Origin of the sequence: Streptomyces sp. NBC_01723 (assembly GCF_036246005.1) — a bacterium.
GTDB lineage: Bacteria > Actinomycetota > Actinomycetes > Streptomycetales > Streptomycetaceae > Streptomyces.
In genome coordinates this window covers 991,885-1,011,150 of record NZ_CP109171.1, presented here as the reverse complement: position 1 = coordinate 1,011,150, position 19,266 = coordinate 991,885, and the positions used below count along the sequence as shown (strand labels likewise).

19 protein-coding genes are annotated in these 19,266 nt (G+C 70.3%); 12 read left to right on the top strand and 7 right to left on the bottom strand.

All coding sequences use genetic code 11. The annotated features are described in order from the left end of the window. Positions 1-10 precede the first annotated feature (10 nt). The 4 genes from OIE75_RS04805 to OIE75_RS04790 all read left to right on the top strand — a co-directional run bounded on the left by OIE75_RS04805 (position 11) and on the right by OIE75_RS04790 (position 3,504). The gene (locus OIE75_RS04805) at positions 11-991 is read left to right on the top strand and encodes a DUF5996 family protein (RefSeq protein ID WP_329469685.1); all 981 of its coding nucleotides are present in this window, start codon (positions 11-13) and stop codon (positions 989-991) included. A gap of 245 nt (positions 992-1,236) precedes the next feature. Next, the gene (locus tag OIE75_RS04800; RefSeq protein WP_443078441.1) at positions 1,237-1,440 is read left to right on the top strand and encodes a VOC family protein; all 204 of its coding nucleotides are present in this window, start codon (positions 1,237-1,239) and stop codon (positions 1,438-1,440) included. A 150-nt stretch (positions 1,441-1,590) separates the two neighbouring features. Continuing rightward, positions 1,591-2,751, top strand: coding sequence for a pentapeptide repeat-containing protein (locus tag OIE75_RS04795; RefSeq protein WP_329473933.1), 1,161 nt, complete (start codon positions 1,591-1,593; stop codon positions 2,749-2,751). Between the two features lie 123 nt (positions 2,752-2,874). Then, positions 2,875-3,504 carry a maleylpyruvate isomerase family mycothiol-dependent enzyme gene (locus tag OIE75_RS04790; RefSeq protein ID WP_307009948.1) on the top strand — a complete coding sequence of 210 codons (630 nt, stop codon included), beginning with the start codon at positions 2,875-2,877 and terminating at the stop codon, positions 3,502-3,504. Positions 3,505-3,654: 150 nt separating this feature from the next. Here the strand turns inward: OIE75_RS04790 and OIE75_RS04785 are convergent, their stop codons facing one another. Beyond that, on the bottom strand, positions 3,655-4,497 hold the full coding sequence (locus OIE75_RS04785) for a MerR family transcriptional regulator (protein WP_329469684.1): 843 nt from the start codon (positions 4,495-4,497) through the stop codon (positions 3,655-3,657). A gap of 411 nt (positions 4,498-4,908) precedes the next feature. Here OIE75_RS04785 and OIE75_RS04780 point away from each other — a divergent pair, with 411 nt between their 5' ends. Then, positions 4,909-5,847 (top strand): NADP-dependent oxidoreductase, encoded by a 939-nt coding sequence (locus tag OIE75_RS04780; protein ID WP_329469683.1) that lies wholly within the window; start codon positions 4,909-4,911, stop codon positions 5,845-5,847. A gap of 252 nt (positions 5,848-6,099) precedes the next feature. Here OIE75_RS04780 and OIE75_RS04775 read toward each other — a convergent pair whose 3' ends face one another. Then, complete coding sequence (locus OIE75_RS04775) at positions 6,100-7,851, bottom strand: ThuA domain-containing protein (protein WP_329469682.1); 1,752 nt, start codon at positions 7,849-7,851, stop codon at positions 6,100-6,102. A 934-nt stretch (positions 7,852-8,785) separates the two neighbouring features. Here OIE75_RS04775 and OIE75_RS04770 point away from each other — a divergent pair. The 5 genes from OIE75_RS04770 to OIE75_RS04750 all read left to right on the top strand — a co-directional run bounded on the left by OIE75_RS04770 (position 8,786) and on the right by OIE75_RS04750 (position 12,401). Beyond that, a complete protein-coding gene (locus OIE75_RS04770; RefSeq protein ID WP_329469681.1) occupies positions 8,786-10,585 on the top strand; it encodes a glycoside hydrolase family 15 protein in 1,800 nt (599 codons plus the stop codon). 212 nt (positions 10,586-10,797) lie between these two features. Continuing rightward, positions 10,798-10,938, top strand: a complete 141-nt coding sequence (locus tag OIE75_RS04765) for a hypothetical protein (RefSeq protein ID WP_329469680.1) — start codon at positions 10,798-10,800, stop codon at positions 10,936-10,938. Further along, positions 10,890-11,372, top strand: a complete 483-nt coding sequence (locus tag OIE75_RS04760; RefSeq protein WP_329473932.1) for a class I SAM-dependent methyltransferase — start codon at positions 10,890-10,892, stop codon at positions 11,370-11,372. The genes OIE75_RS04765 and OIE75_RS04760 overlap by 49 nt, the downstream gene beginning before the upstream one ends. 12 nt (positions 11,373-11,384) lie before the next feature. Continuing rightward, positions 11,385-11,573: a hypothetical protein gene (locus OIE75_RS04755; RefSeq protein ID WP_329469679.1), complete on the top strand. Its 189-nt coding sequence runs from the start codon at positions 11,385-11,387 to the stop codon at positions 11,571-11,573. 66 nt (positions 11,574-11,639) lie between these two features. Continuing rightward, positions 11,640-12,401, top strand: coding sequence for an isocitrate lyase/PEP mutase family protein (locus OIE75_RS04750; RefSeq protein ID WP_307009934.1), 762 nt, complete (start codon positions 11,640-11,642; stop codon positions 12,399-12,401). Between the two features lie 86 nt (positions 12,402-12,487). On the opposite strand, the gene OIE75_RS04745 is transcribed toward OIE75_RS04750, so the two are convergent. The 4 genes from OIE75_RS04745 to OIE75_RS04730 form a co-directional block, all read right to left on the bottom strand. After that, complete coding sequence (locus tag OIE75_RS04745) at positions 12,488-12,817, bottom strand: putative quinol monooxygenase (protein ID WP_307009932.1); 330 nt, start codon at positions 12,815-12,817, stop codon at positions 12,488-12,490. Between the two features lie 83 nt (positions 12,818-12,900). Continuing rightward, entirely contained in the window at positions 12,901-14,412 is a 1,512-nt protein-coding gene (locus OIE75_RS04740; RefSeq protein WP_329469677.1) for a tripartite tricarboxylate transporter permease, read from the bottom strand. Between the two features lies 1 nt (position 14,413). After that, a complete protein-coding gene (locus OIE75_RS04735) occupies positions 14,414-14,968 on the bottom strand; it encodes a tripartite tricarboxylate transporter TctB family protein (protein WP_307009929.1) in 555 nt (184 codons plus the stop codon). Then, the gene (locus tag OIE75_RS04730) at positions 14,965-15,951 is read right to left on the bottom strand and encodes a Bug family tripartite tricarboxylate transporter substrate binding protein (RefSeq protein WP_307009928.1); all 987 of its coding nucleotides are present in this window, start codon (positions 15,949-15,951) and stop codon (positions 14,965-14,967) included. The genes OIE75_RS04735 and OIE75_RS04730 overlap by 4 nt, the downstream gene beginning before the upstream one ends. A gap of 244 nt (positions 15,952-16,195) precedes the next feature. Between OIE75_RS04730 and OIE75_RS04725 the strand changes: the two genes are divergently transcribed. Both OIE75_RS04725 and OIE75_RS04720 read left to right on the top strand, forming a co-directional pair. After that, complete coding sequence (locus OIE75_RS04725) at positions 16,196-17,842, top strand: sensor histidine kinase (protein WP_307009926.1); 1,647 nt, start codon at positions 16,196-16,198, stop codon at positions 17,840-17,842. Continuing rightward, on the top strand, positions 17,839-18,624 hold the full coding sequence (locus OIE75_RS04720; RefSeq protein WP_307009924.1) for a response regulator: 786 nt from the start codon (positions 17,839-17,841) through the stop codon (positions 18,622-18,624). The genes OIE75_RS04725 and OIE75_RS04720 overlap by 4 nt, the downstream gene beginning before the upstream one ends. On the opposite strand, the gene OIE75_RS04715 is transcribed toward OIE75_RS04720, so the two are convergent. Further along, positions 18,587-19,177 (bottom strand): TetR/AcrR family transcriptional regulator, encoded by a 591-nt coding sequence (locus OIE75_RS04715; protein ID WP_329469676.1) that lies wholly within the window; start codon positions 19,175-19,177, stop codon positions 18,587-18,589. The two genes, OIE75_RS04720 and OIE75_RS04715, sit on opposite strands and share 38 nt — an antisense overlap. Positions 19,178-19,266: the final 89 nt, after the last annotated feature.

Below are 19,266 nucleotides of genomic sequence, written 5' to 3'. Positions count from 1 at the left end.
GGTGGACCCCGTGAGCCTCCCGCACTCACCCACCGCATCCGAGTCCTCGCACCGCGCAGCATGGCCCTCACTACGGGTGGCCGACTGGACCAAAACCCGTGACACCCTGCACATGTGGACACAGATCGTAGGCAAGCTGCGGCTGGCCCACGCTCCCATGGTCAACCACTGGTGGCAGGTGACCCTCTACGTCACCCCGAGAGGCCTGACGACCGGCTCAGTGCCCTACGGCGACGGCGCCTTCGATGCGGAGTTCGACTTCGTCGAACACCGGCTCGTCATCCGCAGCAGCAAGGGCGCGAGCCGCGAAGTGGCCCTGAAGCCCAAGTCGGTCGCGACCTTCTACACCGAAACCATGCAAGCCCTGGAGGCGCTGGGCATCGAAGCCGCCTTCCAACGGCGGCCCAACGAGGTGGAACCCTCCATCCCGTTCGCCGAGGACGAGCAGCACTGCTCCTACGACGCGACGGCAGCTCACCTCTTCTGGCGCCAACTGCTACAGGCCAACCGGCTCCTGGGCCGCTTCCGCGCGGAGTTCATCGGCAAGGTCAGCCCCGTTCACTTCTTCTGGGGCGCCATGGACCTGGCCTGTACCCGCTTCTCCGGCCGGTCGGCTCCCACTCATCCTGGCGGCGCCCCGAACTGCGGCGACTGGGTGATGGCGGAAGGCTACTCACGGGAACTCTCCAGCTGCGGATTCTGGCCCGGCGGCGGCGACGAGGGTGCCTTCTACTCCTATGCGTACCCCGAGCCCGACGGTTTCGCGGAACACCCGGTGCGCCCCGACGGCGCCTACTACAGCGCCGAGAACGGACAGTTCCTGCTGCCGTACGAGACCGTGCGCACCGCGCGCGATCCCGACCACGCACTGATGGAATTCCTGCACACCACCTACGAGGCCGCTGCCAAGCACGGCGACTGGGACCGCGCCTCACTGGAGAGTGATCCGCGCCGTTGGGACCGAGCTGCCCTACGAGCAGAGCCGGGCTGAGCGTGTCGTCCCTGACCTGACAATCACGTACTTGGGGGGGGGGGGGGCTGAGAGCGATGTCCGGGCCTCCTGCGGACGGGTGCCCACGTCAGGAACCTTCCGGGTGCCAGGCGGAGATACGGTCAGGAGGGGATGCTGGGGGCGTCCGGGTTGATCACTGGGTGTCCATGGTGGCCCGGGCCGCGATGCCTGATGGGCGGATCCGCCTGCGGAAACGAGCGGCAGGGCGCACCCTGTACGCGTTGATGTCAGCGATCAAGCGCACCCTGCCGCCTGAGAAGCAGGGAACGTGGTCCGCCTGCAGTGATCCCTCCGGTGGGGGCCCGCGCCTGTGCTGTCAGCGCGTCCCCGAAGGCAAGGTCGTGAAGAACCGGGCGCATCTCGACGTGCGGGTCGGCACCGGGCTCGTGATGCTGGACATCGAGGGCAACGAGTTCTGTATCGACTGAATCCAGATACCGGAAAAGGGCAGGACGGGAACAGGCTGCTGGGTCCGGGCAGAACTCACAACTCGTGCACCCGGTAAGTCCGTTCTCATGTGGCGGGCCCGTGGCGTCACTCTTGATCGTCTTCTGAGCGGCGCCTAGGCTCCCATGCCCATGGAGATGGGGGAGCCGGACCGCGGGCGGCGGGGATGGTACGACAGGCCGGTCAGACGTCGTATCGCCGCAGGTCTGCTGGCCGGGGCGGGTCTGGGCATGCTGGGCGTGCTGTTCGTCGTGCTGCCGGGGGTGGTGGTCGACCACGACCTCGCCGGGGCGAGCGTCGCCGCGCAGGACCGGCTGAAGGCGGTGAACGATGTCCGCACGACGCTTCTGCAAGTGGTCGGTGGCCTGATCGTGCTTTTCGGCGCCTACGCCACCTGGCGGCAACTGCGGGTGAGCCAGGACGGATTGCGTGCCACCCGGGAAGGCTACGTCACGGACCGATTCAGCCGCGCCGTCGACCAGCTCGGCAGCGACAAGCTGGATGTGCGCATCGGCGGGTTGCACGCGCTGTGGCGGATCGCGGAGCAGTCCACCCGTGACCGGGAGGCCATCATCTCCATCCAGGCCGCATATCTGCGTACACACCTGCCCTGGCCACCTGCGGGACCGGAATCACCGGCGCCGGACGTGCCCATCAACGACATCGCACCGTTGGAGATCCGCACCGCCGACGCCCAGGTGGCGCTGACCGCGCTCGGCGTGCTCTGCCGGCGCCGGGAGCAGTCCTGGGTCAATCTCAGCGTCACTGACCTGCGCCGAGCGGACTGCGACGGGCTGTGGTTTCCCGAGGTCAACTTCGACCGCGCCTGCATGGAGGCGGCGAGTCTGTACCGCGTCAATCTGACACAGGCGTCCCTGGTCTCGGTCAACCTGCGGCACGCCGACCTCACCACGGGGGTTCTCCGCCGGGCTCGCTGCGTCCTGGCCGACCTGCGGGCCGCGAAGCTGGTCGAAACCGACTTGTGCGACGCCGACTTCACCGAGACCGACCTGCGCGAGGCGAACTTGCGCAAGGCCACCGCGCACGGTGCGGTCTTCCACCGCGCCGACCTCCGCATGGCTGACTTGCGCGGCACCGACTTGAGCACCGCCAACCTCGCCGAGGCACGCCTGACCGGCGCCCTGGCCAGTGAGCACACCCGCTGGCCGGCCGACTTCGATTACACGGCTGCCGGAGTCGTCGACTCCGACGACCCTGGACCCGAGCCCTCGCCCCTGCTCCAGCCGCCGGGGGTGACGTGGCAGGCACCGTCGCTGAGGTCCACCTCCTGAACATGGTGGTCAAGACCGCGGGGAAATCCCGATCCGCCTGACCGCCGTCTGACCGGGCGATGAGTTCTCGCGGTGCCGGGAGTCTCACCAGACGAATGCCGGGGTCGAGTGAAGGATGAACTCATGCGCAACGATGTCTGGCCGATGGTGCATACGGAGCGTGTTGCGCTGATCGACGACCTCGCGCACCTTGAAGAGGAGCGGTGGGGACAGCCATCGCTCTGTGAGGGGTGGACCGTGCATGACGTGGTCGCACACCTGATCGACACGGCCCGGACGACACGTCTTGGGTTTGTGGTCGGTCTCGTCCGTGAGCGGTTCGACTTCGACCGCCAGAACGCACGCGGCGTGGAGCGGGAGCGGGGCGCCTCACCGCAGGAGACGTTGCAGCGGCTTCGGCAGGTCGCGTCGCGTAGGTCGACGCCCCCTGCGCCGCTGGACAGCCGGCTCGTCGAGCAGGTCGTCCACGGTGAGGACATCCGCAGGCCGCTGGGCATCACCCGCTCCTATCCGCCGGAGGCTGTCGTCCGTTCGCTGCGCCTGCAGGCTCGCACTCCCGCGTCGTTCGGCGGAGCCAAGGAGCTGACAGCCAGTATCCGGCTCACAGCGGTAGACGCCGACCTGTCCATCGGAGACGGTCCGGAAGTCAGGGGGCCTGCGCTTTCGCTGCTGCTGGCTGTCTGCGGGCGACGGGTGGCTCTGGAGGAGCTTGACGGACCGGGGACCGATTCCCTCGTGGCACCACGCCGGTGACGCCGGGGTGCGGCCGGCGCGTGGCATGCCCGGGGGCCGACGCCCACATTGACCCGCACCACCTGTGTGCGGGCCGTGGCGCGACGCCGAGACGTCGGCTTCGTGTCGGTGGCCCATCCGGGATCCTCACGCACGGCCACAGTCCAGCGGTCAGCTGCCCGCGGCGAGGTCCCCGTCGAGGAGTCGTGCCGTGAGTTCCATGCACCGCGTCCGGGCCGCGGAGAAGCCATAGGGCATCTTGGTTACCGCTTCGAAGGCACTCATCCGGGCGTCCTCCGCACCGCTCACCTCGGCGTCGTAGATCTCGAAGAGCTTCTCCTCGGCCACCTCCAGTCCGGCCGCATCAATGGCCTGGAGCAGGGCCTTGTGGTGGGCGCAGTGCCGCGCGGCGAGTTCCTCGACCTGCGGGTCGTGTGGGTCGACGGTGTCATCGAGGGCTGCGTCGGCCGCGTCGAGGCGGTCTGCCTCGGCCCGTAGGCCGGGATGGGTCGCCAGGATGATGAACACGCCGGCCTGAATCGCGGCTCCCAGCGGTCCGAAGATCCGTTCCGTGACCAGCAGGGCGTCCAGGTCGGAGGGGCGCAGTGCGCCAGGAGGCAGGTGGCTGAGCCGGTCCGTGACCAGCGGCGAGAGCAGGCCCAGTGGGCTGCCCACGGCCCGCAGGCGCTGGACTGCGGCGCGCTGACGCTTGATGGCGGCCTCCTGGGCGGCCAGGGTCTCCTCCAGCCGTCCCAGGACATCCTCGACGTCCCTGGCTTCGTCGAAGGCGGCCCGCATGTCATCCAGGCTGATGCCGGCCTCGGACATCTTGCGGATCCACAGCAGGCGGATCATGTCGTCGTAGCCATAGCGGCGGCGTCCGTCTCCGCCTCGTCCGGGCTCCGGCAGCAGACCGATCTGGTGGTAGTGACGAATGGCGCGCGGAGTGGTTCCGGCGAAGGCGGCGGCATCGCCGATCTTGACCTCGCGGGGAGGCATGGCGGAGGGATACATCGCAGACAGGGCCTTTCGTGCTCTGGTGCCCTCGACGACACCACATGCCGCTACGGCATGTGCAACCACACACCCCCGGACCCTCATGGGCAGTACACCGGCGAGCCCGATCGGATCACGTGCCACAGCAGCCTTCCTCAGCCACGAGCCCGTCTTCCGGGTGACACGGAAGAGCCCCTGCGCAGCACTGATTCCCAGCGCGTCTTCGCGCGGACCTGCGGACCTGCGGACCTGCGGACCTGCGGATCTGCGGATCTGCGGATCTGCGGACCATGGATGTCAATGGCCCACTAGCACTGAGTGCGATTGGCCCAGAGGTCTGGGCCTCCTCGATCGTAGGCTGGGACGCCCGCGTCCACGAGACGCGATGCCCGCTTCCTGAACCTCTCCCACTCAGAGGTGGAACCCCTCATGCAAGCCATCACCGTCCAGGACCGCAATGCCGGTGTCAGCGGCCTGACCCGCTCCGAGCTGCCCCATCCGCATGCTGCCGAGAACGACGTGATCGTGGAGGTCCACGCCGCCGGATTCACCCCGGGCGAGCTGGACTGGCCCGGTACCTGGACCGACCGGGCCGGCCGTGACCGGACCCCGAGCGTGCCCGGCCACGAGCTGTCCGGCGTGGTCACCGAACTCGGTTACGGCACCACCGGCCTGACGGTCGGGCAGCGAGTCCTCGGTCTGACCGACTGGACCCGCAACGGCACACTGGCCGAGTACACGGCGGTCGAGGCCCGTAACCTCGCCCCGCTCCCGGCCGATGTCGACCACATCACGGCCGCGGCGCTGCCGATCTCCGGACTCACCTCCTACCAGGCCCTGTTCGACCACGCCCACCTGATCACCGGCCAGACCGTGCTCATCCACGGTGCCGCGGGCGGCGTCGGCTCCATCGCCGTGCAGTTGGCCCGCGAGGCCGGCGCCCGAGTGATCGGTACCGGCCGGTCCGGTGACCGCGACACCGCCCTCGGCCTGGGCGCCAACGCGTTCGTCGACCTTCAGGCGGAGAAGCTGGAGGACATCGGGGAGGTTGACGTGGTCTTCGACGTGATCGGCGGTGAGATCCTCGAACGTTCCACCGCGCTGGTCCGTCCCGGCGGCACGCTGGTGACCATCGCCGAGCCGCCCACCGTCCACCCCCGCGACGGACGCGCCGTCTTCTTCGTCGTCGAACCCGACCGGGCCCGGCTGGCCGACCTGGCCCAGCGCCTGCGCGACGGGCGCCTCAAGCCGATCGTCGGGGCCGTCCGGCCGCTCGCCGAGGCTGCCTCGGCCTTCGCGCCGGACAAGCGGACTCCCGGAAAGACGATCATCCGCGTGCCGGGCCCGGAACGGGATGCTCAGAGGTAGGCCGCGACCGGGGGTATCGCTGCGGTTTCCGCGTCGCCCACGCTTCCGCAAGGGATGTCCGGTGCGCTCCCGCGCTTGGCATTCGCCTCCGAGCCGACCTCACCGCGCCGCAGCACGACGACGGCCTTCGCGCTGATCCACTCCGTGGTGAGAGCACAGGATCAGACGAAGGCCGTCTTCACGTCCGCCGGTCTACCAAGCGCCGATCAAGTGCAGGTCGCCGCGTTCAACGTCGGACGGTGAACCTCGAGGTCACGGCAGGGTCCACTTCTGGTTGGCGCCGGTGTGGCAGGTCCACAGGTGGACCGGGGTTCCGTCGTTCCAGGTTCCGCCGGAGGCGTCGAGGCACTTGCCGGACTGTGGGTTGCGTATCGTGCCGTCGGCCTGCGGCTGCCAGGACTGCGCGCCCGTGCCGTTGCAGGTCCAGAGCTGGATGCGAGTCCCGTCCGCGCTGCCACCGCCGGAGACGTCGAGGCACTTGCCCAGTGCCTTCACCGTGCCGTCTCCCTGCACCGTCCACTTCTGCGCGGCCGTGCCGTTGCACGTCCACAACTGGACCTTCGTGCCGTCGGCGGTCTGCGAGTTGTCGACGTCCAGGCACTTGCCGTGCACGCCCTTCACCTCGCCCGCGGACGGACCGGCGTTCAGTACCTTGGCCCGGATGTTGCGGAACGACACCGCGTCACCGTCACCGTGGTTCTGGATGCCGATGTGACCCTGGCGGAGGCTGCGGGCGGGGTCGGTGTTGGTGAAGTCGTTGATCTTGCGGCCGTTGAGGAAGATCTCCAGCCGTTCGCCGGTGACGCGGAGTTCGTAGGTGTTCCACTCTCCGGGTGGGTTGAGTGCGGCGTCCCGCGCGGCGATGTCCGCCGCCTGGAACCCGTACACGGAGCCCGTGGTGCGGTCCGGGGAGTCGGTGGCGTCGATCTGGATCTCGTAGCCGTTGTTCACCGCGGACCAGGGGTCGTCGGAGGCGGGGAAGCCGAGGAAGACACCGGAGTTGGAGTCGTCGTCCATCCTCCAGTCCAGCTTCACGGAGTAGTCGCCGGTGAACTCCCTGGCGTTGTACCACATCATGCCGAGCCCGCCGTACGACGTCAGGGAGTCATCGGCGAGCGTGAAGCCGCCGGGACCCGCCTGGCTCCAGCCGCTGGTGCCGGAGCCGTCGAAGAGGCCGGTGTATCCGGTCTCCGGACGGCAGTCCGACTCGGTCATGCCGGCCGCCCACCGGACACCGCCCAGCAGGTGGCGGCGGAACTCGGCCTGTCCGTAGGACTCGTCGGTGTGGCCGCCACCGGTGTAGAAGGCACGGCCGCCTTGGTAGTCCTTGCACCAGGCGATCGGATGGTCGCCCGACATGGAACCGCCGGAGTAGCTCGACTCGTCCAGCGAGGCCAGGACGCGGGCGGAGGCACGCGGGTTGGAGCGGTAGTCGTACCACTCGTCGGTGCGCTGCCAGGCCCGGTCGAGATGGGCGGTGGCGTCGTGGGCCCGGTCCTCGACCTGGACCGTGGCGGACTGGACGGCGGGATGGGACTGGAAGAGGGCACCCGCCAGACCCTCGTAGAAGGGCCAGTCGTACTCGGTGTCCGCCGCCGCGTGCACGCCGACGTAGCCACCGCCGTTGTTGATGTACTGCTCGAAGGCCGTCTGCTGGGCGTCGTTCAGCACGTCACCCGTGGTCGAGAGGAAGACCACCGCCTCGTAGGGGGCCAGTCCGGCGGCCGTGAAGGCTCCCGCGTCCTCGGTGGCGTCGACGGTGAAGTTGTTGGCCGTTCCCAGTTCGCGCAGGGCCGCCAGCCCGTCGTCGATCGAAGAGTGGCGGAACCCGGCCGTCTTGGAGAAGACCAGGACCTCGTAGTGGGGGTCGGCGGCGGCCTGAGCCGCCTGAGCGGTGGGCGCCGACGGCGGGGACGGTCTCTCGGGCGCTGCCGCGGCGTACGGCGTGGCACTCAGCGCTGCCGCCGCGATCAGGGCCAGGGTACCGATCAGTTTTCTGTGCAAGACGGCGTCATCTCCTTCATTGAGAGGGGACGGACTGCGGAGTTGCGCGGAGCGCGAGGCGGGAGGTGCCGTCTGACGGCGTGCCGGACACCAGTCCCGTCGCACCGCGCACGGGGGGGAGTGCGGGGTTCAGCGGGCATGCCGGGGCGCCGCGCCCGGGCATGCCGAACGAGATGACGGGCGAGTTGCCCCGGCGAAGCTCGCATCGCGGAGATTGGGCGCGGGACGGGGCCCGGAGTTCCCGTCCGTCAGACCTCGACGTCCCGGCATGCTGTGCCGCGATGGGGGATGCACGACGTGGGAGTGTCCGCCGACGCCGTCGGCCAAAGGCGGTCGCTGGGCCGGCTGTGGGTGCCGCCGAGGCGGAGAAGGAGCGTGGAACGGGCCGCCGATGGCAGGTGGGTGCGCCGCCGGCCTGGGGTTCTGCTTCCTAACGGTCGTTTCGTGCGCACAGGTGTCTCCCGAAGCTGTGAGGGGTTCAGGCATGCATGCCCGTCAGACGGCATGTGCTGGGAGTACTGGCGCGCGCCGTCGCGCCGATGTGCGGCTGTCGGCAGGTCATGACATGGCCGCAACAATGAAGCTAGCGGTCATCGGGTGACTGCGTAAGACCTTCAGCGCGAAACACGGCCACTTTTCCCTTGATCGGGACAAAGGGGGCCTTGAGCGCGTTCGAGTGGTAATCGAGTGCTGGGTCGCGGCGGCGCAGGCGTGTCGGGCGCGGTGGCTTTGCGTATCGACATCGGTACGAAGCGTCGCTGATGGATGGTCGGCCTGTTCGGCCACGGTCTGACCGACTTCGTCCCGGAATGGCAGGCCGCCACACGGGGCGCCGGACCTGAGCGGGGCCGGTTCCGGTGAGTGGGGTGCGTCTCACGTTCTAGTATGAAATGAGCTATAACGGTACTTTCCTCCGGCAGGGGAGGGCTTCACCGTGTCTGCCAGGTATCTGCCCGTCTCGGAACACGGGCTCATCGGAGACCTGCGCAGTGCTGCTCTCGTGGGGACGAACGGCACGATCGACTGGTACTGCTGCTCCCGATTCGACGCTCCCAGTGTGTTCGCCTCGATCCTCGACGCCGAGAAGGGAGGGAGCTTCGAGCTCGCGCCGGACGTGCCGGCCCGCACGAAGCAGTTCTACTTTCCCGACACCAATGTGCTCATCACCCGCTTCTTCGCGAATGACGGTGTGGCCGAGATCCAGGACTTCATGCCGATCGTCGACAACTCGCGTGAGGCCGACCGGCATCGGCTGATCCGCAGAGTGGTCTGCGTCCGCGGATCACTGCCCTTCCGGGCCAACGTCTCACCACGGTTCGGGTACGCGACCGAGCCGCACACCATCCGCACCGAGCACGGCTGTCCGGTCTTCGAGTCCGCCTCGCTCTCCCTGGCGCTGACCTCCAGCGTGCCGGTGGAGCACGACGGCCGGGACGTGTGGGCGCTCTTCAAGCTCCACGAGGGCGAGAGCGCCGTCTTCGCACTCGACCGTGTCGGGGAGAGCGTCGCCCCCCGGGCCTGCGCCGTGGCCGAGGCGGAGGAACTGTTCCAGGCCACCGTCCGGTACTGGCGGGGGTGGCTGTCCACGTCGCGCTACCGCGGCCGCTGGCGCGAGATGGTGCACCGCTCCGCACTGACGCTCAAGCTGCTGACCTACGTCCCGACCGGCGCCATGGTGGCGGCACCCACAACGAGCCTGCCCGAGCAGATCGGCGGCGAACGGAACTGGGACTACCGGTACGCGTGGATCCGCGACGCGGCCTTCTGCGTGTACGCGCTTCTGCGGCTCGGTTTCACCGAGGAGGCGCAGGCGTTCATGCGCTTCCTGACCGAGTACGCCCACCCCTCCGACTCCGGAAACGGCCCGTTACAGATCATGTACGGCGTCGACGGTCGCCGGGACCTGGCCGAGCGTGAGCTGCCCGGTCTCGAGGGCTACCGGAGCTCTTCCCCCGTCCGTGTGGGCAACAAGGCGGTCGGCCAGCTGCAGCTGGACATATACGGCGCCCTCGTCGACTCGGTCTACCTCTACGACAAGTGGGGAGAGCCGATATCCAGCGCCCACTGGGACACGGTCTGCGACCTGGTCGACTGGGTCTGCGACCACTGGGACCAGCCCGACGAGAGCATCTGGGAGACCCGCGGCGGACGCAAGAGCTACCTCTACTCGCGGCTGATGTGCTGGGTGGCGATCGAGCGGGCGATGCGCCTGGCCCGTCGTCGCGGGCTGCCGGCCGACATCGCGCGCTGGAGCGGCACGCGCGACGCCATCTACCGCCAGATCATGGACCGCGGCTGGTCGGCCGAACGGAAGGCGTTCCTCCAGCATTACGGCGACAGCGTCCTCGACGCCTCCGTGTTGATGATGCCGCTGGCCAAATTCATCTCCCCCACGGATCCGAAGTGGCTGTCGACGCTGGACACACTGGGGGAGGAGCTGGTCGCGGACTCCCTGGCCTACCGGTATGACCCGCAGGCGAGCCCGGACGGGGTGCGGGGCGAGGAGGGAACGTTCTCGATCTGCTCCTTCTGGTACGTCGAGGCACTGAGTCGCGCCGGACGTCTGGAGGAGGCGCAGCTGGCGTTCGAGAAGATGCTCACGTACGCGAACCATCTCGGGCTGTACGCGGAGGAAATCAGCCACACCGGCGAGCAGAACGGCAACTTCCCGCAGGCGTTCACCCATCTCGCCCTGATCAGCGCGGCCTTCAACCTCGACCGGGCGCTGGGCTGAACAGCGCGGCACCGGCGGAGGTCCGCCGACACATCCTGCAATTCACGCAGGGTTGCAGATGCCTCGCGAATTGAGTGACCTGCCAAGCATGCACAGGCCCTGTTTGGTATTTCGCCTCGCAGATGCGAGATAGAAATTTGTTCGGGGCGGGTGGTCATGGCGGTCACCGCCCCGGTCAGGTCCCGGTCCACGAGGCGAGGTCTCCCATGGTCATGCGCACTCACGACGGCAGCGCCGGTGACGTCGGCTACGGCGGCATCGGCTCCGGCCGGGCCCGCTCGCGCCGCCCCGACCCGACGCCCGCATCGCCCAGGTCATCGCGCAGGCTCTCGGCCGGGCCGACACCGTCCTGAACGTCGGGGCGGGCACCGGCTCCTACGAGAACCCCGCGCACGTCATCACCGCGGTCGAGCCGTCGTCGGCCATGCGCGCGCAGCGCCCCGGCCAACTGGCGACGGCGATCGACGCGGTCGCCGAGGGCCTGCCCTTCGACGACGGCCGGTTCGACGCCTCCATGGCCCTCTTCAGCGTTCACCAGTGGTCCGACACCGCCGCCGGACTGCGCGAGATGCGCCGTGTGACCCGCGGCCCCGTCGCGATCCTCACCTGCGATCCCACCCTCGTGCGCGACTTCTGGCTCTACGACTGCGCGCCCGACGTCCTCGACACCGAGGCCCGCCGCTCCCCGCGCCCGGCCGCCCTGACCGAAGCCCTCGGCGGCACCGTGACCGTCGAGCCGGTCCCCATCCCGCTGGACTGCACCGACGGCTTCAACGAGGCGTACTAGGGCCGCCCCGAGATGCTCCACGACCCCGGGGCCCGGCAAGCCTGCTCGGCGTGGAGCTTCATCGACGACCACGCCCGCGAGGAGTTCGACATCTCCCTGCGCCGTGCCCTGGGCTCCGGCGGCTGGGACGAGGCCTTCGGACACCTGCGCAGCCGCCCGGCATACCGCGGATCCCTCGTCCTGCTGAGGGCCACCCACTGACCGCGGGCGCGACATGTGAGACGTGTACCGACTCGCGGTCGTGTGATCCGGGGTAGCGTCCTCGGCATGGACTTTCGTACCACTGTTGAGCGGGCTCAACTCCTCAAGCAACTGCACGCCCAGTACCAGCCGTTGGTGCTGCCGACTGTCTGGGACGTGTGGTCCGCGCGGACGGCGGCCGGCGCGGGATTCCCCGCGCTGACGATCGGCAGCCATCCGCTCGCCGACTCCCGGGGAGCCGAGGACCAGGAGGGGCAGACGTTCGAGGAGGTGCTCGCCGCGGTCAGGCCCATCATCGCGGCGGTCGACGTCCCCGTGTCCGTGGACCTGGAGGCCGGGTACGGACAGGAACCCGCGGATCTCATCGCCGGGCTCACCGAGGTCGGCGGCGTCGGTCTCAACCTGGAGGACACCGTCCACTCGGAGGGCGGACGCGTGCGCAGTACACAGGAGCACGCGAGCTACATCGCCGGCCTGCGCGCGGCGGCCGACGACGCGGGGATCCCGGTCTGGGTCAACGGGCGCACCGACCTCTTCCTGCACGCGGAGGACGCGTCCGGCGTCCTCGACGAGGCGATCGAGCGGCTGCGGGCCCTGGAGCAGGCCGGCGCCGACAGTGTCTACCCGGTGCGTATCCAGGACGACGACGACCTGCTCGCGGCGGTGGTCGGCGCAGTCTCCATTCCCGTGAACTCCACGGCCCACCCGGTCAAGCACGACCTCGAGCGCTTCCGTCGCCTCGGTGTCGGACGGATCACGTACGGCCCGCTGCTGCAATTCGCGATGACGGACGCGATGAAGGACATGCTCGGGCCGTGGGCGCCCTGAAAGGCTGACCGAGCGACGGGCGCCCCCTGGGGAAGGGCGCCCCGAGCTCCGGCGGCGGCCGCCCTGACCGGACGACCGCACGCCCGTCAGCCGCGATCGACCGCCATCTCACCCAGCAGCGACCAGTCGTCCTGGTCGAGCGACGCGTTCACGATGCGCGGTGTCCGGGCGAGGTGGCGCGGCAGCTGCTCCTGCGCGGCGCGGAAGTGCGCCGACTGGACGTGCGCCGCGCCCGCCTCGTCGTCGCGGAACGCCTCGACCAGGACGTACTCCGCGGGGTCCTCGACGCTGCGGGACCAGTCGAACCAGAGACAGCCGGGTTCCGCCCGGGTGGCCCGGGTGAAGTCGCCGGAGATCTCCGGCCACCGGTCCGCGTGCTCCGGAAGGACCTGGAACTTCGCGGTGATGAAAATCATGGGGCTCTCCCTCTGTCGTGCGGATGCGGGTCCTGCCGGACGGAGCAGGACCCGTCTCCGGATCACGGTACGAGGATCTGAGGTCAGGCGTCGGCCCGCGTCCGTCCCCGGGCCGCCAGCCGCGCCAGCGGTCGCCTCAGCAGCGGCCAGGCCAGCAGCAGCACGATCACCGCGTACACCGTCACCGCGAACGGCGTGTTGACCAGGCCCGTCACGCTGCCGTCGCTGATCTGCAGGGCGCGGCGCAGCTGCTGCTCGGCGTTCGGGCCGAGGATGACGCCGATCACGGCGGGCAGGACGGGCAGGCCGTAGCGCCGCATGCCGAAGCCCACCAGGCCGATGATCAGCAGGATCACCAGGTCGACGACCTCGCCGCCGACGGCGTACGCGCCGACCGCCGCGAAGAACATGATCCCCGCGTAGAGGTACGGCCGGGGGATCCGCAGCAGCTTGGCCCACACGGGTGCCAGCGGCAGGTTGAGCGCGAGCAGCAGCACCATGCCGACGAAGAGGGACGCGATGAGTCCCCAGACCAGCTCGGGTTCGCGCTCGAAGAGGAGCGGGCCGGGCTGGATGCCGTACTGCTGGAAGGCGGCCAGCATGACCGCGGCGACCGCCGTCGTCGGCAGGCCCAGGGTCAGCATGGACACCAGCGTGCCCGCTGCCGAGGCCGACGCCGCGGACTCCGGTCCGGCCACGCCCTCGATGGCCCCCTTGCCCCACTCGTCCTTGTGCTTGGACAGGCGCTTCTCCGTGACGTAGGAGAGGAAGGTGGGTATCTCCGCACCGCCCGCCGGGATCGCGCCGAACGGGAAGCCGATGAAGGGGCCGCGCAGCCACGACTTCCAGGTGCGGCGGACGTCCCCGCGGCCCAGCCAGGGCCGGCCCACCGGGATCGGCTCGGCAGCGCCGCGCCGCAGGTGCGCCGCCACCCACAGCGCCTCGCCGATCGCGAACAGACCGACCGCGACGATCACCACGTCGACGCCGTCGGCGAGTTGCAGCGAACCGAAGGTCAGCCGCTGCTGCCCCGTCATCTGGTCCAGGCCCACCAGGCCGATGGTCAGGCCGATCAGCAGCGAGGCCAGACCTCTGACACGCGAGGAACCCAGCACCGACGTCACGGCGATGAACGCCAGCACCATGATGGCGAAGTAGTCCGGCGCGCCGATGTCCACCGCCAGGTCGGCGACCGTCGGCGCCAGCGCCACCAGCAGGATCGTGCCGATCATGCCGCCCGCGAAGTGGCCGATGGCGGCGGCCGCCAGTGCCTGCGCACCGCGCCCCGCCTTGGCCATGGGGTTGCCCTCCATGGCCGCCACCACCGCGGCGCTCTCGCCGGGGGTGTTCAGCAGGATGGAGGTGGTCGAACCGCCGAACATCGCGCCGTAGTAGATGCCGGCGAACATGATGAACGCCGCGACCGGGTCGAGGCCGTACGTCACCGGCAGCAGCAGCGCCACCGCCATCGCCGGGCCGATGCCGGGCAGGACACCGATCGCCGTGCCGAGCAGCACACCCAGGGCGGCCCACAGCAGGTTGAGCGGGGACAGGGCCGTGCCGAACCCGTCCATGAGGGAGTTGAGGGCGTTCATGTCAGAGCACTCCCATCAGCGGACCGCCGGGCAGCGGCACACCGAGCAGCTTGTCGAAGACGACGTAGGTGAGCAGGGACAGCGCCGCGGCGATCAGCGGGTCGCGGTCCACGCGCCGGCTGCCCAGGGCGAAGGCGGCGCCCCAGAAGAGCAGGGCCCCGGCGACCGGGAACCCGGCCGGCTCGATGAGGACGGCGGCGCCCAGGAAGATCCCGGAGAGCAGCAGCACCGTGCGCCAGTCCGCCGGTTCGGACAGGTCGATGTCCTCGCCGCCCTCGGCCTCGCCCCTGCCGCCGCGCAGGACGTCCACGGCGAGCAGCGCGGCGATCACCAGCAGGCCGATGCCCACCACGATCGGCACCGTCCTCGGGCCGACCGGACCGCGCTGGGTGATGTCGACGTCCATGGTGAGCGCGTCGGTCAGGACGAGGACGCCCAGCGCCAGCAGCATGGCGCACACGCCGAGTTCGGAGTGGTCCCGCAGCCAGGAGCGCCGCTCGGGCGCCGAGGCGCCGGCCGCCTCCGGGGCGGGGGTGGAGTCGGTCGGTGTCGTCACAGTCCCAGCTCCTTCAGCACCGACACCACACGCTTGTCCTGGGCGTCCAGGAAGGTGCCGAACTTCTCACCGGTGAGGAACGCGTCGTCCCAGCCGTTCTTGTCCATCGACTCCCGCCACTCGGGCGAGTCGTGCAACTCCTCGACCAGGCGGGTCAGTTTGTTCCGCTCCGCCTCCGAGAGGCCGGGCGGGGCGACGATGCCGCGCCAGTTGGTGAAGTCCACGTCGTAGCCGGACTCCTTCAGCGTGGGCGCGTCCTTGAGGTCGTCCACCCGCTCCGGGCCGGTCACCGCGAGCACCCTCAGCTCGCCCGCCTTGATCTGGTCCAGGTACTCGCCGACGCCGGAGACGCCGAAGCCGACCTTGTTGCCGAGGATCGAGGCGAGCAGCTCGCCGCCGCCGTCGAAGGGGATGTAGTTGACCGACTTCGGGGCGATCCCGGCGGCCTGCGCCATCAGCATCGGCGCGAGGTGGTCGGGCCCGCCGGGCGACGAGCCACCGCCCACGGGGATCTTGCCCGGGTCCTTCTTCCAGGCGTCGATCAGCTCGCCGATCGTCCTGTACGGCGAGTCCTTGGCGACCACGACGACGTCCTGCTCCTCGGTGAGCCGCGCGATCGGCGTGGTGTCGGCGAGGGTCTTGGGCGCGTGGTTGGAGCGGGCGGCGCCGACGACGCCGAGGCCCATGGACATCGCGAGCTTGCCGTTGCCGTGTTCGCTCACCAGCCGGCTCAGCCCCACGGTGCCGCCCGCGCCGGGCAGATTGAACACCTCGATGTTGTGCGTGAGCCCGGCGTCCTCGGCGTTCTTCGCGGCCGTGCGGGCGGTGATGTCGTAACCGCCGCCGGGCGTGTTGGGAACCATGAAGCGCAGGCCGGGAATCTGCGTGCCGGAGTCGGAGTCGCCGCCGGAGGAGAGCAGCGGCGGTCCCGCGAGCACGAGCACGGCGGCCCCGAGCAGGGCAAGGGGGGTGCGCAGGCGCACGTATGACACCACCTGTCGGTTGGGTAGATCGGTACGGGGAGCCCTGTGGGGAAGGGTGACGTGGGCCACATGGTGCCCGCGCTCCGGCGGCGTGTCTTCCTTGCGGAACCAAGGGAGGTTGTGGTCATTGCGGTCGCCGCTTCATTGCGAAGACGGCACATCTCTTTCCTTCGCCGCAGGTGGGCGCCATGATGGCGACCCGGCACACCCGCCCGCCCCCCAGTCAGCCGAGATCGAGTCCGCCGTGGCACCCACCTTCCGCCGTCAGACCCTCGCGGGCGAGATGCTGGTCCTCCAGCTCGCCATCGTCGTGGTGGTCCTCTGCGCGGTCGCCGCCGTCTCGCTCGCCCAGTCCCGCGCGACCTTCAACCGCGTCGAGGGACGCCGGGTCACCGCGCTGGCCGAACAGCTGGCCGCCACGCCGCTGGTCCGCAGCCAGCTGCTGCGCCCCGTGCCGCAGGAGGCCCTCGCCCCGCTGGTCAACTCCACACAGACCCAGTCCGGCGTCACCTCCGTCACGATCGCCGACGCCGACGGCGGCGTCGTCAGCTCCACCGACCCCACGCTGATCGGCGGCCGGCTGCCGCGCGTGGAGGGCGCCGCCGCGGGGCGCGGCTGGTCGGGGCCCCTGACCCTGCGGGGCAGCCGTGAACTCGTCGCCCAGGTGCCGGTCCTCGGCGCCACCCGGGACACCCTGGGCCGGCATCTGGGCACGGTGATGGTCGGCGAGGCCGACCCGACGGTGTGGCAGCGACTGAGCGGCGCCTCCTCCTACCTCCTCGCCTACCTCGGCATCGCCAGCGGCCTGGGCGTGGCCGGCTCCTGGCTGCTGGCCCGGCGCGTCAAGCGGCAGACCCTCGGCCTGGAGCCGCGCGAGATCGCGGGGCTCGCCGAGCACCGGGAAGCCATGCTGTACGGCATCGCCGAGGGTGTGGTCGCCCTCGATCCGCAGCACCGGCTCACCCTGGTCAACGAGATGGGCCGGCGCCTGCTCGACCTCCCCGCCGACTGCGTCGGCCAGAGTCTGGACGGCCTCGGCATCGAGGGGCGGCTGCGCGACGTACTGGCCGGGACCGCGCCGGACGCCGCCGAGCCCCGCGACGAGGTCGTCGTCCGGCACGGGCGGGTCCTGGTCATGAACCGCATGACCGTCACCAAGGACGGCCGCCCGCTGGGCTCGGTCACCACCCTGCGCGACCGCACCGAACTGGCCCGCCTGGAGCGGGAGATCGGTTCCTTCCGCAGCACCTCCGAGCTGCTGCGCGCCCAGGCCCATGAGTTCGCCAACCAGTTGCACACCATCTCCGGGCTCATCCAGATCGGTGAGCAGGACGAGGTGGTGCGCTACATCCGCGCGCTCAACCAGCGCCGCCAGTCCCTGGACGTCACGCTCAGCCGCCGGGTCCGCGACACCGCCGTTGCCGCGCTGATCACGGCCAAGTCCTCGCTCGCCGCCGAGCGCAGGGTCGCGTTGCGGGTCTCGGACCGCACGGCGCTGGACCGGCTCGTTCCGCAGGACGCCGCCGACGTGGCGACCGTCCTCGGCAACCTCGTCGACAACGCCGTGGACGCCGCCGCGGCGGCGGGTGAGGAGCACGACGCCTGGGTCGAGGTCGAGCTGCGGCAGGACGCCGCCAGCGTCGAGATCGTGGTCCGCGACTCGGGACCCGGCGTGGCTCCCGAACTGGCCCGCGAGGTCTTCTCCCACGGCTTCACCACCAAGGCCGCCCGGCAGGGCGAGCGCGGCATCGGCCTGGCGCTGACCCGGCTCGTCTGCGAACGTCACGGCGGTGAGATCTCGGTGACCAACACCCCCGAGGGGGCCATGTTCACCGCACGCATGACCGTCAGCCACCTCACCGACGCGGTGGCGGAAGGAGCAACGCCATGACGGGTACGAGCGGCACGCCCGACGCGACCGGTACGGCGGGGGCGCCGGCGTCCCACGGCCCCGGCGCCGCGATCGGCGTGCTCGTGGTCGACGACGACTTCATGGTGGCCCGTGTCCACCGCGCCTTCGTCGAACGCGTCGAACCCTTCCGGGTCGTCGGCGTCGCCGGCACCGGCGAGGAGGCGCTCGCCGCCGTCGCCGAACTCCGCCCCGACCTCGTCCTCCTCGACCTCTACCTGCCGGACGTCTTCGGCCTGGACGTCATCCCGAGGCTGCGCGCCGCCGGGCACGACTGCGACGTCATGGTCATCAGCGCGGCCCGGGAGGCGGACGCGGTGCGCGGCGCGGTCCGCCACGGCGTGGTCGACTACCTGCTCAAGCCGTTCGAGTTCGAGGACCTGCGGGTCCGGCTGGAGCGCTACGCCGTCCAGCGCGGGCGGCTGCTCGGCACGGTGGTGCGCAGCCAGGCCGACGTCGACCGCGTCCTGGCGGGCGCGGTACCCACCGCCGCGGCACCGGCGCTGCCCAAGGGCATGAGCGTGGAGACCGCCGAGCTGGTCGAACGCACCCTCCGGGAGGCCGACGGCACGCTGTCCGCGAGCGAGTGCGCGGCCCTGACCGGCGTCTCCCGGGTCAGTGCCCGTCGCTACCTCGAGCACTTCCACACCGTCGGCACCGCGGAGGTCTCGCTGCGCTACGGCGTGGCGGGCCGCCCGGAGCGCCGCTACCGCTTCCGGGGCGCGGTCACCGGCCTGGCGCTCCCGCCCGCAGCCCGTCCATGACGAGGTCGAGGAGCCGGGTGACCCTCGGCTGCCAGTCCTCGCTGGCGTCGACCTGCCAGAGGCCGCCGATGGCCAGGAAGAAGTCGTCCGCCGACACACCGGGGCGGATGGTGCCGGCCTCCTCGTTCGCGCGGAGCAGCAGCTCGGTCGCCTCCGTGACCGGGGCGGGCTCCGGTTTCGCAGGGCTGCCCGGTGCGCTGGTGACCAGCCGGATCGCGTCCGCCAGGCCGACCTTGGTCAGGGCGAACCGGGCGAGCCGGTCCATCCACTCGCGCAGCGCCCGGTCGGGTTCCCGCGTGGCCAGCAGCTCCCTCGCGGCCTCCGCGACCTGCTGCATCTCGTAGCGGTAGACCTCCAGGACGAGCGCCTCGCGATGCGGGAAGTTGCGGTAGAACGTGCCCTGCCCGACGCCCGCCTTCTTGGCGATCATGCTGAGCGGGGCGTTCGCGCAGCGCGTCAGCTCCTCCGTGGCGACGCGCAGGATGCGCTCGCGGTTGCGCTGCGCGTCGGAGCGCAGGGGCGCGTCCGTCCTGTCCCTCTTCGGCGGCGGCACTCCTCCTCCTTCCGGGTTCGTGGCCGAATCCCGTTCTTGCTAACCGGACAGCTGTCCGTTACGTTTCCAAGTGAGCGGACAGTTGTCCG